This window comes from Arsukibacterium tuosuense (assembly GCF_900215315.1).
Taxonomy (GTDB): domain Bacteria; phylum Pseudomonadota; class Gammaproteobacteria; order Enterobacterales; family Alteromonadaceae; genus Alishewanella; species Alishewanella tuosuense.
In genome coordinates this window covers 716,098-729,733 of sequence record NZ_OBEB01000001.1, presented here as the reverse complement: position 1 = coordinate 729,733, position 13,636 = coordinate 716,098, and the positions used below count along the sequence as shown (strand labels likewise).

Below are 13,636 nucleotides of genomic sequence, written 5' to 3'. Positions count from 1 at the left end.
CGGGATTACTCGGTTGGCCTGGCCTTTTTATAAGGAATCGCTTTTATTCTATACGCACTTTGGCTTATGTCTGGATTATCTATTTCAATAACAGCCTCCTTACCTACAGCAACCTTAAGAGTGGGGGATGCGACCGTGACGGATTCGTTGTTTATATTTTCTACTAGTTCCAGCTCCAGCAAAATTACGTCACCAAGATCTGTCGCTTTATAATTGAATGAAAAGCCATCATTAAATTTGAAAGATACTTTTTCTGCAAATTCTGACCAAATCTCTAGTTTAGCTGAGTGCCTATCTTCGGTACGGTATTCTCCTGAGGCTTCTCTGTTGTATAAAATATCTATGTCAAACGCTAATAACGAACCGATTTCTTCCGGGTTTGCATGCGCTGGTTTGTTATCTCTGTCTGGAATTGCTGTAGCAAGTGTGTTCCATGAAATAGCGGTGGTCATCGCAAAGATTGATAGTGCAAAAAGCAGTTTGTTGCTGAAGTTCATTTTTCGGTTTTCCTTTAAGAGCTTAATTCTGGAGGTAGTTGATGTTTCAATAGATACAATGTTTGAAGCTAATTGACTGGTTTTGTGTAAACCAATAAATAGGGTTAAAGATGAAAGATCGTTGATATATCTATCTTTGCCATATTTTTTACTGGCTTCTTCATCACAGAGTGCTTCGATATAAAAGCGATTCAAATCTACCATTTTGCCAACCAGTGGATTCCACCAGAAAAGGCATGAGCAAAACTCCAAAATTAAAAGCCGCAGATTGTCGTTTCGTTTCCAGTGCTGCTTTTCGTGAGCAACAATGAGATCAATAAAGCTCTTTTCTTGTATTTTATCTGAGATGACAATAATTGGATTCAGCACTCCCAGTAAATATCCCCCCAGATGATATTTTGTTGAAAAAACAGGGATCTCATGCTGGTTAGTAAGACTATGCAAAGGCATCAGAGCGTTGCTTATTAGCAGCTTCCTTTTCCAGTTATATAATCTAAGCAGTCGATACATGAAAATGAGGAACCCAAGCGAAATCAGGGTGTTAAATGTCATTTTAATTATGAAATCTATATTTACTCGCTTAGAAGAAATGTCAGCTGCAGTACCGGCCAAAGCGCTATTTGTAAATGAAACGATAATTGGTTCGGCTAATACTGAACCAGGGATAAGACCCGCAATAAGGCTATAAGGAATAAACCATACCAGAATAGCGAATAATGACATGAGGTAATTTGCTTTTGCAGATAGCTTTACAAATTTCATTAATGAAATTGCACTGACAAATATTAAAATATTGACTAAAAAGTAGCTCCACATCTACTTGAGTTCCTTCTTCTTTTCTCTTAATACCGACTCCAGGTACTCTATGTCTTTAATGCTTAGTTCTTCTTGCTCAATAATGTGTGCAACCAAAGGCCTGCTTTTCCCCAGGAAAACTCTATTAATAAATTCTTTGATAAGTGGAGTACGCACATTTTGCTTTTCCATCACGGGAAGATAAAAAATAATCCTGCCCTCAGAACGACTACGAGTAACAGCTTCTTTTTTTTCTAATCTATCGATAATTGTTTTTACTGTTGAGTACTTTACCGCTCTTTTTTTTTCAATAATTTTATGAATTTCAGGAGCGCTTGCTTCCTTCAATTCCCAAAATATTTGCATTACTTCCAGTTCGAAATCAGATAGAGACATACTAACCATAACACAAGTCTACACGTGTAGAGATGCTAATCTACAACTGTAGAGAATGCAATAGTTAAACTCAGATAGCGCTGTTAGAACCGAAACTCTTGGTAAAGAGTGGGACGACAGACTTGTAATCGTCAAAACATTCAGCTTTTTTCTTGCCTTTTCAAAAATATCTATTAAAGTGATATCAAAATAATATCACAATGAATGGGGTGGGGTATGTTGAAGGAACGAATGATTAACAGTAAAGATGGCTTTGGCATGATCGCCGTGTTGTTTGTGCTGCAAGCACTGATGCTGGCCGCGGTGGCGGTAATGCCCGGTTTGGTGAAGGTGGTATTTTTGCTGGCCGCGATTGTGGTACTGGTGTGTTGGTTTGGCTTTTATATGGTGCACCCGAATCAGTCGGCGGTATTGCAGTTGTTTGGCCGCTATGTCGGCACCGATTTAAATAATGGTTTGCGCTGGTCTAACCCGTTATATAGCAAGCAGAAAGTGTCGCTGCGGGTACGCAACTTTGAAAGCAGTAAAATGAAGGTGAATGATAGTTCCGGCAACCCGGTGGAAATTGCTGCAGTGGTGGTGTGGAAAGTCGTCGACAGCGCCGAAGCGGTATTTGAAGTGGATAACTATGAAAACTTTGTCAGCATTCAAAGCGAGTCAGCTATCCGGCATTTAGCCTCCAGTTATGCCTATGATGCCGGCAATGATGACGATATCAGTTTGCGCAGCAGTACTGATGAAGTAACAGAGCTTTTGAAAAATGAAATTCAGGCCCGCTTAAATAAAGCCGGGGTGCAGGTGCTTGAGTCGCGCATTAGCCACCTGGCTTATGCCCAGGAAATTGCCAGTGCCATGCTGCAGCGCCAGCAGGCAGCAGCGATAGTCGCAGCACGCCGGCAAATTGTGGAAGGTGCCGTGGGCATGGTGGAGTCGGCACTGGAGAGTTTGTCAGAGCGCAATGTTGTTGAGCTGGATGACGAGCGCAAAGCCGCCATGGTCGGTAATTTACTGGTGGTGTTATGTGGTGATCATCATGTGCAGCCGGTATTAAATACCGGTAGCTTGTACTAGTAGGGGCGCTTGTGGCAAAAAAAGCCTTCGCCCTCCGGTTAGACGACAAACTGCTCAGCGCCTTGCAGCGCTGGGCAGACGATGAGTTTCGCAGCGTTAATGGTCAGATAGAATACCTGCTGCATGACGCACTGCGTAAAGCAGGGCGTCTGCCAGCAAAAAAGCCTGAAGTTTCTGACCACAACTCTGACAAATACTCTGACGATAAAGCAGAGTAACGGGCAGCAACATGCTGCACGATCAGCTATGCTTAGTTGTTAATTGAAAGTTTTTGACTGAAAATTGTCGGTACAGACAAGCTATCAGAGTTTGTCTGGCAGGATGACCACGTTTTTCGTTGCAGCTAACCCAAAGGAACTGACTATGCATACCCTCATGAATACAATTGGCGGAAAAGTATTGCTGCCATTAGCTTTAGTGGCCTCAATCGTGTTGTTAGCCGGTTGCGACCGGGCGGGCCAGCAGATGGCTCCGGGCCCGGAAGATGCCGCTGCCGGTGATATCACAGGGCCTGATAAGCCGTTAGGGGAGGTCATGGAGTTTGACGGCTACACTATGCGGGCCAATATCACTCGCGCTGATGTGTTAAGCGATACGATGGCCCGGCAGTATGGTATAGCAGCTAACCCTGACCTTGCGTTGCTGAATCTGGTTATTCAGGATGATAGTGAAGCCCGCCAGGACGCTACCGTTGAGGCGACAGTGAGCGTACAGTACGAAAACCTGCTTGGCCAAACTCAGGTGGTTGATATAAGGGCAGTTGAGGCCGATGGCTATATCTCCTATGTTGGTACGCTTGATGCCAGCTCGCAGCGAGTTTTTCAGCTGAGTATAAAGGCGCAGCCGGACGGAACAGAACAGATGCTGGAAATGCACTTTGCAGCACAACTGGACTGGTAAGCATTTTCTAAACTGATAAACAACCACAGTTGTACAAACGCCGGTTGTTGACTAGGCTTTTTACATTCGAAACCGCTAAAGTCTATTCTATTTTGAAAACCTTTCTTCGCGAGCTGAAACGGCGTGCCGTTGTTAAATCGATACTGGTTTATCTGGGGTTAAGCTGGTTACTGCTGCAAATTATTGCGGTATTAACCAGTACTCTGGCCCTTAATCCTTTGCTGGGTTCAGCCGTTTTTGTGTTACTGCTCTGCTGCCTGCCGCTGGTTATTTATCTGGCCTGGTACTTTGATATTAGCTTTAGCGGTATTAAACGCTCTGCCAGTGTAAATGAACAAGATAAACCCGCTGCAGCGCCTGGTGGCCCCCAGTGGGTCGGTTTAGTGTTAGTGATGCTGCTAAGTGGCTATGTTGGTGTTGAGTATTATGGAGTGCTTAAGCAGCAACAGCTGGCAAAGCAACAGGCATTAACTGAAGCGAGCCAGGCAAGTACCAGTACTATTGCGGTGCTGCCGTTTAGTGATGACAGCGAGGCGCAGGACCAGGGCTATTTAGCGCTGGGCTTAGCGGAAGAGATGACCAGTTTGCTCGGCAGTGCTGCCAATTTTAAAGTGTCGGCCTCGCGCTCCAGCCAGTTTTTAACTGAGCAGGGTTTAACCGCACAACAAATTGGCCAGCGCTTGCAGGTTGATACTGTGCTGACCGGCAGTGTTAACGCCACCAACAATCGGCTGAATGTGCGGGTGCAGTTGCTGGATGTGAAAAGCGGCAGCACCCTGTGGAGCAATAGCTATGCCCGTGAGTTAGCTGACGTGGCGAAGTTAGAACAGGATATTGGCCGCTCAGTGGTTAACCAGTTACAGGATAGCTACGCCGCAGCCGGTAGCTTTGAAAATTTAGCCGGTACCCGCAGTGCCGATGCCTATGTACTGTACTTAAAAGGCCGCGAGCAGTACCGCAAACAAACCACTGAATCGATGCAGCAGGCCAGGCAGTTATTTGAGCAGGCGGTAGCGCTGGACCCTGAATATGCTAATGGCTATGTTGGGCTGGCGGATACCTTGTTGTTATTGGCAGAGGGAGAGGCTGGAGAGGCAGGTTTTGGCGTGATTAAAGCTGATATAGCAACAAGTATGGCTCAGCAAAATATTGATAAAGCACTGACCCGCCAGCCAGAGATGGCTGCGGCATATGCAGTTAAAGGTCTAATATATGCCATGAGTGGGGATTTAGACGGTGCAATTGCCGATTATGACCGAGCAATTGAATTGAATCCCAGCCTCGCAATTGCCTATATGTGGAAATTCTTGGCACTTAATTCGTTGCAGCGCTTTGATGAGTCGTTACAGGCATTGGAGCATGCACAGCAACTTGATCCGCTGTTTCAGACCAATAGTTATAATTTAGGCCGTGCGCTCACCCGGGTTGGCCGCTTTGACGAGGCTGCGGCTATTTTTCAACAAATGAAAATCGATTATCCAGAATCGACTTTTGCTTATCAGGGCCTGGCAGATCTTTATTTTAGTCAAGGTAATTTGGTGGGTGCGATCCGTGAAACTAAGACAGCAAGCCAACTTTCTCCCGACGATCAACGGTTAGCCCATAAATTGATTAGTCCGCTGTTAAATCTTGGGTTAGCGGACATCGTAAAACAGATGGCAAACGATCCGAACTTAAAGAGTACGGTAGAGTTGTATCCACAAACTTTATTAATCCTGGAAAAAAATTTTGATGAGTTATTTGAGCAAGTGGACTTCAGTGTGGCCGCTAACCCCGAAGACTATTGGGTTCAGTTTGAAGCCGGCTGGTATCACTCGTTGTTTGGTGATAAGCAAAAAGCTGTGATGCTATTTACTGAAAAAACTAATCTGATCGAGCAGGCGGATATGTTTGGTATGCCTTACTGTTCGCCAGCGATTGAAATTGCCTGGGCAGAGCAGGAGCAGGGTAATACGCAAAGCGCGCTCGATTTGAAAGCGCAGTGTAAAGCATTAATGACTGAGCAATTACAGTCGTCGATAGTTTATTCTGAATTATATTATCTGGCAGCGCGAATAAATGCGCTGGAGGGTAATAAGACTGCAGCGATTAATGCACTGTCAGAAGCCTTAGATAAAGGCTGGCGGGAATACTGGACTAAATATGATCCGCTTCTTCAAAGTCTTACAAACGAGCCTGAGTTTCAAAAGTTAATCCAGTTTCTGGATAACGATTTGGCCAGGCAAAGGGGGGAGGCGCTAAAATTATTTAGTGAGTAATATCGCCTTAAGAAACAAAACGGGTTTTTGCCCGTTTTGTTTTTTTAATAAAATTTCAGTGTGAAAATATTAGTTTTAGGATTTGCGTAGTCTTCTTAAGTTCATAGCAAATAAGCCCACCAACAACAGAGCTATAGACGCCGGGGCGTTAACCGGGGTTACCGGGCCGGTATCAGCTGGCAGAATGCGGAGCATTTCACCATCAGAGAAAAACGACATCGGCGGGTCATTCACTTCTGAATCGTTTCTGTAGACATTGGTATAACCACATACCTCAATAAAGGGATCAATGCCTGCATCAGGATTAGTGGGATCAAAGTCCGGGTTTGGTTTTTCAATACATTTTTCTTCAAATACGATTTCATAGCCGGGCTCGGTACTGGTCCAGAAAAACCGGCCCTGGCTGGACGATAAGCTGACAGAAACATAGGCCATATAGTCACCCGGGGCAAAATCCATGGTGGGTAGCGTATTTAAGGTGACCCAGCCATTATTAATGGTGCCATCCGGAGTCACCAGATCACCTGCGGTATTAATATCGCCTGGCAGGGAAACACCATCAATTAGCCAGTTAACGTTGTAGCTGACATCAGGCGTATCAAAATACAGGCTGAAAAAGCCAAACATATCCAGCGCATCACCCTGGGCAAATTCCCAGACACAGGGCTCGCCATAAATTGCGAACTCTAGTGCAGCCACCTCGGCGTCAAATTGGGCTTCGGTAATCCGGCCATAACTTAATTCGGTTCGCCAATAATCAATATCTTGTTCCAAATTATCTAAATCGTCCTGGGTGTAGCCTTTTATGCAGTCATTAGGTACCGCGCCTAAGCCCCGGCCGCCACCGCCGACGGCCCGCATAATGCTGTTAGCAGCAAAAGGGCTGTCAAATTCAAAAGCCGAGTCAATAATACCCACTTCATTTAAATATTGATTATCGACATAATAAAACGCCTGGGAGAAGTTTCTGCTGAAATCGCCTCTGCCGCCAGACCTGACAAGAGTCGCCTCAGCAAACTGGGCAAACAAAAACAACGCTAACAATGGCAGGGTAAGTAGTTTTAGTTTAGCGGACATATGTAATCCCTTCTGTTTAACATAAGTGCTTGCAAAAGTGTTTGCATAAGTATTTGCATAAGTACTTGGCACAAGTATTTAACGCAAAACCTGATTGTTACACTTGCCAATTGCGGGACTGAAAGAATAGGTAAGTGACTACATAAACGGCCGAACTGAACAGCTTATATAAAAGATATCTTTATAAGTTGGACTTAATAAGCAAGATTTAATCCATAAACAAGATATGATATAAATACAAATGGTTAGCAGGTAGATGGCTAAGCTTTAACCAATAAGTTGCAAAGAATACTGACAGTAAATAATTGATCTGGCACAGCGCAAGGCAGCGAGGTAGTTGCTAAGGTATTATGATACGTCTTAGCGAGTGTTGACTATGCATGTTCCCGAATCGCCGTTATGGCACCAGCAGGAGGCTACTGCGCTTTGTCGCCAGTTTGCGGTGCAGCAAAAACAGGGATTGACTGCAGCGCAGGTAGCACAAGCGCGCGAGCAGTACGGTGCCAATATATTGCCTGCCAAAAAACCGCTAGCTGCCTGGCGGCGTTTGCTGCGCCAATTTAATAACTTACTGATTTATGTGTTGCTGGTGGCAGCCGTGCTGGCCGGGTTGCTGGCAGAATATCTGGATGCTGCGGTAATTCTGGCGGTGGTTGTGGTTAATGCCACTATCGGTTTTGTGCAGGAAGGCCAGGCCGAAAAAGCCTTGCACGCCATCGGCGCTATGCTGTCGAGCAAGGCCCGGGTGTTGCGTAGCGGTGTGACTGAGCTGCTGCCAGCCAGCGAGCTGGTGCCGGGTGATATCGTTATTTTAGAGGCGGGAGACAAGGTGCCGGCCGATATGCGGCTGTTGCTGGTGTTTAACTTGCAGGTGCAGGAAGCGGCGCTGACTGGCGAGTCGGTAGCGGTGGCAAAGCACAGCGCAGTAATGACTGGCAATGTGGTACTGGCCGACCGGCGCAATATGGTTTACAGCGGCACTTTGGTAAGCCAGGGCCGGGCGGTGGCGCTGGTGGTAGCCACGGGGACTGCGACCGAACTGGGTCGGATTAACCAGATGCTAAGCAGTGTTGCTCCCCTGACGACCCCTTTGGTAAAGCAAATTTCAACGTTCGCCCGGTACCAGACGCTGATTGTGTTGTTAATGGCGATACTGGTATTTGTGCTGGGTTACCTGCGTGACTATTCGTTAAATTACCTGTTTATGGCGGTGGTCAGTCTGGTGGTTGCGGCCATTCCTGAAGGGTTACCAACCATTTTAACGGTAGCGCTGGCCATTGGCGTAACCCGGATGGCTAAACGTAATGCCATTATTCGCCGCTTACCGGCCGTAGAAACGCTGGGGGCGGTATCGGTTATTTGTTCTGATAAAACCGGCACCTTAACCTTAAATGAAATGATGGTAAGTCAGATAGTGTTACCAGGGCAGCGCCTAAACGTTAGCGGCAGTGGTTATAGTCCGGCCGGCACTGTCGGTGATGAAGATCAGGAGGCAACTGACGACGACATAAACACCAGTAACAAGCAGCTAAGCTGGCTGTGCCGGGCGGCATTGTTATGTAACGACGCGCGGCTGACAGAACGCGATAACAGCTGGCATATTCAGGGTGACCCTATGGAAGCTGCGTTACTGGTGCTGGCAGAAAAAGCCGGGCTGGAGCGGGCGCAGCAAGTGGCTCAGTTTCCAAGACATGATGAAATTCCGTTTGATGCGGCGCACAAATATATGGCGACTTTACACAGTGATCATCAGGGCCGCGGTTACATCCTGCTTAAAGGCGCGCCGGAAGCGGTGCTGGCACTGTGCAGCAGCGTATATGTCAGCGACACAGAGGCTGGCGAAGCCCTTGATATGACTGATTGGCAACAACAGGTAGAACATATTGCCCGGGATGGCCAACGGGTACTGGCATTAGCAATAAAATGCTTAGACGCGCAGCAAACCCTGTTAAATCAGCAGGATCTGGAAACGGGTGTTCAGCTGTTAGGCCTGGTCGGCTTAATCGACCCGCCGCGGCCGGAAGCCATCAGTGCTATTGCCAGCTGTCAGCAGGCCGGGATCCGGGTGAAAATGATTACCGGTGATCATGCTGCCACAGCGGCGGCAATCGCTGCCCAGCTCGGGCTGGCAAACAGCGATATCGTTATAACCGGTGCTGAGCTGGATAAGCTTAACGACAGGCAACTGGCAGAGCGTATTGCCAAGACCGCAGTATTTGCCCGTGCTACTCCAGAGCACAAGCTGCGGTTGGTAACGGCGCTGCAACTGCAGGGGGAAGTGGTGGCGATGACGGGCGATGGGGTGAATGATGCGCCAGCGCTAAAACGGGCCAATGTTGGCATTGCGATGGGCCAGGGGGGCACAGAAGCCGCGCGCGAGGCCAGTGAGATGGTATTACTGGATGATAATTTCGCTACCATTGCCAGGGCGGTAGCGGCCGGGCGTAATGTTTATGACAACCTGAAAAAGGCGATTGCTTTTATTCTGCCGGTAAACGGTGGTGAATCGCTGGCGATAATCCTGGCACTGTTGCTGGCGGTAACTCTGCCTATTATGCCGTTGCAAATTTTATGGGTGAATATGGTCAGCTCTATAGGCCTGGCGCTGGCATTGGCGTTTGAGCCGCCTGAGCATAACCTGATGCAGCGGCCGCCCAGGCCAATTGATGAGGCGCTGGTATCCAGATTTGTGCTGTGGCGGGTGTTACTGGTGTCGGTGCTGTTTACCACCGGTATTTTCGCAGTATTTAACTGGGCTATTGCCCAGCAACTTAGTGTCGACTATGCCCGCACCATGGCTGTTAATACGCTGGTTGCGATGGAAGTCTGGTACTTATTCAGTGTCCGTTATATGCAGGGGCCATCGTTGTCACTGCAGGGCATTAAGGGCACCAAACCGGTATTGATGGCAGTCACTTTGGTATTTGGTTTACAGTTACTGTTTACCTACCAGCCGCATTTGCAGCAACTGTTTAATACCGAGCCGTTACAGTTTAAGCATGGTTTAATTTGTGTGGCGGTGGGGGTAGTGATATTTGCTCTGCTTGAGTTGGAGAAATGGCTTAAGTTAAGGCGAACGAGTCGCCAGCAGCTTAGCTAGCGCTGCAGGTTATGCTGTTTTAGCCAGTAATCAGACATAAAAAAACCGCTGCAAAGCAGCGGTTTTTGGTTTTAAGGCTGAGAATTACAAACCGAGCTTCGTCGGCATAGCCGGTGCGGTGCTGTGATCGGCCGGAGGGTTGGCTTTCAGCTCGCTTAGGGTGTGCTCTATGGCACGTTCTAACTGAACATCGACGCCTTTGTTAACGGCGATAGGATCCAGTTCCACTTCAATATCCGGCGCGACGCCTTCGTTCTCTACCCGCCATTCACCATCCGGGGTATAGAAGCGGAAGAACGGTACGACATGGAAGCCGCCATCAATCATCGGTGGGTTAGTGGAAATACCAATTAAGCCACCCCAGGTACGGGTGCCGATGGTTTTACCCAAACCAAGGCGTTTAAATGACCAGGGCAGGAAGTCGCCGCCTGAGCCGGCGTCCTGATCGATCAGCATGGTTTTCGGGCCGTAAATGCCGGCGCCCGGGGTGGTGAATATCAGGCCATCGCGGTCTTTCCAGCCGGATAAAAACGGTCGGGCCAGAATTTCGGTGATGTAATTCGCCGCCTGGCCGCCACCGTTTTTGCGCTCATCCAGAATAACTGCCGGTTTATCGGTTTGAGCAAAGAACATCCGGTTAAAGAAGTAAAACCCACCATCGGCGGTATTCGGCAGATACACATAGGCCACCTTGCCATCAGTTTTATCTGCGACCAGTTTGCGGTTGTGCTCTACCCAGTGCCATAAGCGCAGCTGGTTTTCACTGGCTACCGGCTCGACGGTAATATTGCGGCGGTTTTTGCCACGGGCATCGTCGGCAATGCTTAGTACCACCTGCTTACCCTGAGTATTATCCAGCAGCGCAAACACATTGTCGCTGGCAGTTAACTCGCGGCCATTAATGGCCAGCAAATAGTCGTCGGCTTCGGCACTGGCGCCGGGTACATTTAAGGGCGCTTTTAAGAACGGGCTCCAGCGATCACCCTGGTAAACCGTTTTAAACTGGTACTTACCATTACGGATGGTAAAATCGGCGCCGAGCAAGCCTACTTTACTGCTGCCTTCCTGATGGACATCACCACCACCAATCCGGTTGTGGCCAACCTGCAGCTCAGCAATCATTTGTACCAGTACGTCGTTTAAGTCTTCCCGGCGCTGCACATGAGCCAGCATTGGCTGATACTTATCGTAAATAGCCTGCCAGTCAATGCCATGCATATTGGCATCGTAGAAGTATTCCTTTTGCATGCGCCAGGCATCATCAAAAATTTGCTGCCACTCTTTGGCCGGGTCAATAAAGCTGCGTACTTCGGCCAGCGCTACCGGTTTTGCTTCCGGTTTGGCTTTGGCATCACCGACTTCCAGTTTATTTGGCATGCTGATCATTAAGATCTTTTTGCCATCGCTACTTAAGTTGTAACTGGCAATATCCTGCTTAACGCTTTCGGCCTTTTTCTCTTCAAAATCAAAGCGGTGTAGGGTGGCACTATTGCGGCCATCAGTACCTGGCAGCTCGTTACTGCTACCCGGCTGAGTCCGCTCCAGATAAAACAGTGCACCATCGTCGGCCACTGTTAAATTATCGTAGTTGCGCTCAGCCACCGGAATGGCGACTATCCGATCCTGCAGGCCGTTAAGATCAAGTTTTAGCGGTTTTACTGCTGGTTTATCATCCTCTTTGCCTTTTTTGCTGTCTTTTTTATTGTCTTCAGCAGCAGCTGATTTTTTTGGCTCATCGCCGGTTTTTGGCAGCAACGGGGATTTACCATCGCTGGCCAGCACATAGGCATAAATGGCTTTGCGCACCGGGCGTTCGCGGGTCGATAAATCGAGGCCCACCTGCGACGGACCGGTATTAACCGAGGCGGTAAAGTATAAGTAATCCTGAGTAAAAACCGGATTGTCAGCTTCACTCATACCGTCAGTGATCTGGCTGGTTTTATTACTCTGAAAATCAAATAATTTGATTTGGCTGAAATAGTTCTCGCCTGATACGGTGTAAGCCAGATAACCGCTGTCTGGCGAAAATGACACATTAAAATTGGTCCGTCGCAACGAGGTATCAAGTTTCTGGCTGCGTTTGGTTTTCAGGTTAAAGGCATACAGGTTTAAATGGTTGTCGTGATAGGCAATCAGGTTACCATCGGGCGAGAAGCTGAGCAGATTAAAATAGCCGCTGTCAGATAATGTAAACACTTGTGGTTTGCTTAAGCCGTCCTGATTTTCTAATACTAACTGGTGCTTATTGCCGGCATCAGAAATATAAGCCACTTTGCTGCCATCCGGGCTCCATAAGCCATCAAATTCCCGCACGCCGCTGCTTTGGGTCAGGTTGCGAGTGCTGCCATCTTTTACCGGTACGGTGAAAACATCACCCCTGGCACTAACCACCACCCTTTGGCCGGTAGTAGACAACCTGGCGCTGGTTAAGGTTTTGCTGGCATCTTTCCACTGCGGCCGCTTCTGGGCCGACTGAGTAGTGATATTAATGGTAATTGGCTGGCTCTGGCCGCTGTTAACATCAAACTGATGTAAAAAGCCGCCGGCTTCATACACTATGCTGTTGCCATGGCCGGCTGCGCTGCGCAGGTCCCAGTCGGTGTTGTTGGTAAGCTGAGTAACCTGCTTGTCACTGTAGCGGAACAGATTTACCGCCGTGTTATCACGGTCTGATAAGAAATACACGGTGTCACCGAGCCAGAACGGGTTAAATTCATTGGCATTAGGGTGGGGGATTTTCTCCAGCTGCTGTTTTTCCAGGTCGATAATCCAGACCGGCGGTGTGCTGCCACCGCGATGTAAACGCCAGCCACTGGCGCCGCTGTAGGCCATATTGTTCGGCCGGTAAGCCAGTTTTTTGCCATCATTAGACAGCTCGCCTTCAAAAGCCACCGCTTCCATCAACTTGCTGGGGTAGCCACCATCGACGCTAATTTGGTACAGCTGATTACTGCGGCTGTTGGCAATTTCCCGGTTAGAGGCAAACAGCACGCTTTTGCCATCGGGGCTCCAGCCATTAACTGTATCAGCACCAGGGTGAAAGGTCAGCCGGGTGGCCGGGCCGCCCGTTGCCGGCATAACATAGACATCGGTGTTGTTGTCGTAGCTGGCAGAGAAGGCAATCCAGTTGCCATCGGGCGAAAATTTTGGCGCAAACTCACTGGCCGGGTGGCTGGTAAGCTGGCGTGGGTTCTGGCCATTACGATCGGTTAACCAGATATCACCGCCATAAACAAAAGCCAGATGATTAGCAGAAATATCAGGTTGTTGTAGTAAGCGGGTGCCGCTAGCTGCGCTGGCAGCACTGATGACAGTGGCATTGAGCGCAAGACTGAGGCCGCATAATAGTGCTACTTTTCTAAGTTTAAACATAAGTGTCCCTTGGTTTTTATCAGGATTTTTTTATTGACGCTTTTTATTAACAGGGTTTTAGTAATAGCACAGCAGGGCAGCAAGGTTGAATAAAAACTGTAAGCAGAGTTTTCTATGCGACTAATGCATTGCATAAGCAAAACAAAAGCCGCACAGAGTTTGCAGCGGGG

General features: G+C 48.1%; 9 protein-coding genes. 5 read left to right on the top strand and 4 right to left on the bottom strand.

What is annotated here, in order from left to right; translation table 11 throughout:
* Positions 1-5: 5 nt before the first annotated feature.
* On the bottom strand, positions 6-1,313 hold the full coding sequence (locus CRO03_RS03400) for a M56 family metallopeptidase (protein ID WP_097110131.1): 1,308 nt from the start codon (positions 1,311-1,313) through the stop codon (positions 6-8).
* Entirely contained in the window at positions 1,314-1,688 is a 375-nt protein-coding gene (locus CRO03_RS03395) for a BlaI/MecI/CopY family transcriptional regulator (protein WP_245861417.1), read from the bottom strand.
* A gap of 216 nt (positions 1,689-1,904) precedes the next feature.
* Here CRO03_RS03395 and CRO03_RS03390 point away from each other — a divergent pair, with 216 nt between their 5' ends.
* From CRO03_RS03390 to CRO03_RS03375, 4 genes are all read left to right on the top strand, one after another.
* Positions 1,905-2,759: an SPFH domain-containing protein gene (locus tag CRO03_RS03390; RefSeq protein WP_170948927.1), complete on the top strand. Its 855-nt coding sequence runs from the start codon at positions 1,905-1,907 to the stop codon at positions 2,757-2,759.
* A gap of 11 nt (positions 2,760-2,770) precedes the next feature.
* Positions 2,771-2,977 (top strand): type II toxin-antitoxin system antitoxin, encoded by a 207-nt coding sequence (locus tag CRO03_RS03385; RefSeq protein ID WP_097110129.1) that lies wholly within the window; start codon positions 2,771-2,773, stop codon positions 2,975-2,977.
* Between the two features lie 145 nt (positions 2,978-3,122).
* Positions 3,123-3,659: a DUF4426 domain-containing protein gene (locus tag CRO03_RS03380; protein WP_097110128.1), complete on the top strand. Its 537-nt coding sequence runs from the start codon at positions 3,123-3,125 to the stop codon at positions 3,657-3,659.
* Between the two features lie 92 nt (positions 3,660-3,751).
* Positions 3,752-5,917, top strand: coding sequence for a tetratricopeptide repeat protein (locus CRO03_RS03375; RefSeq protein WP_097110404.1), 2,166 nt, complete (start codon positions 3,752-3,754; stop codon positions 5,915-5,917).
* A gap of 75 nt (positions 5,918-5,992) precedes the next feature.
* Here CRO03_RS03375 and CRO03_RS03370 read toward each other — a convergent pair whose 3' ends face one another.
* Positions 5,993-6,994, bottom strand: coding sequence for a hypothetical protein (locus tag CRO03_RS03370; RefSeq protein WP_097110127.1), 1,002 nt, complete (start codon positions 6,992-6,994; stop codon positions 5,993-5,995).
* A 376-nt stretch (positions 6,995-7,370) separates the two neighbouring features.
* Between CRO03_RS03370 and CRO03_RS03365 the strand changes: the two genes are divergently transcribed.
* Positions 7,371-10,094 carry a cation-translocating P-type ATPase gene (locus CRO03_RS03365; RefSeq protein WP_097110126.1) on the top strand — a complete coding sequence of 908 codons (2,724 nt, stop codon included), beginning with the start codon at positions 7,371-7,373 and terminating at the stop codon, positions 10,092-10,094.
* 84 nt (positions 10,095-10,178) lie between these two features.
* On the opposite strand, the gene CRO03_RS03360 is transcribed toward CRO03_RS03365, so the two are convergent.
* The gene (locus tag CRO03_RS03360; protein ID WP_170948926.1) at positions 10,179-13,466 is read right to left on the bottom strand and encodes a S41 family peptidase; all 3,288 of its coding nucleotides are present in this window, start codon (positions 13,464-13,466) and stop codon (positions 10,179-10,181) included.
* Positions 13,467-13,636: the final 170 nt, after the last annotated feature.

Bases quoted from the DNA above. Each gene is read 5' to 3' on its own strand.
- CRO03_RS03365 (WP_097110126.1), top strand. From the start codon at position 7,371: ATGCATGTTCCCGAATCGCCGTTATGGCACCAGCAGGAGGCTACTGCG.
- CRO03_RS03360 (WP_170948926.1), bottom strand. From the start codon at position 13,466: ATGTTTAAACTTAGAAAAGTAGCACTATTATGCGGCCTCAGTCTTGCG.
- CRO03_RS03370 (WP_097110127.1), bottom strand. From the start codon at position 6,994: ATGTCCGCTAAACTAAAACTACTTACCCTGCCATTGTTAGCGTTGTTT.
- CRO03_RS03395 (WP_245861417.1), bottom strand. From the start codon at position 1,688: ATGTCTCTATCTGATTTCGAACTGGAAGTAATGCAAATATTTTGGGAA.
- CRO03_RS03400 (WP_097110131.1), bottom strand. From the start codon at position 1,313: ATGTGGAGCTACTTTTTAGTCAATATTTTAATATTTGTCAGTGCAATT.
- CRO03_RS03390 (WP_170948927.1), top strand. From the start codon at position 1,905: ATGTTGAAGGAACGAATGATTAACAGTAAAGATGGCTTTGGCATGATC.
- CRO03_RS03380 (WP_097110128.1), top strand. From the start codon at position 3,123: ATGCATACCCTCATGAATACAATTGGCGGAAAAGTATTGCTGCCATTA.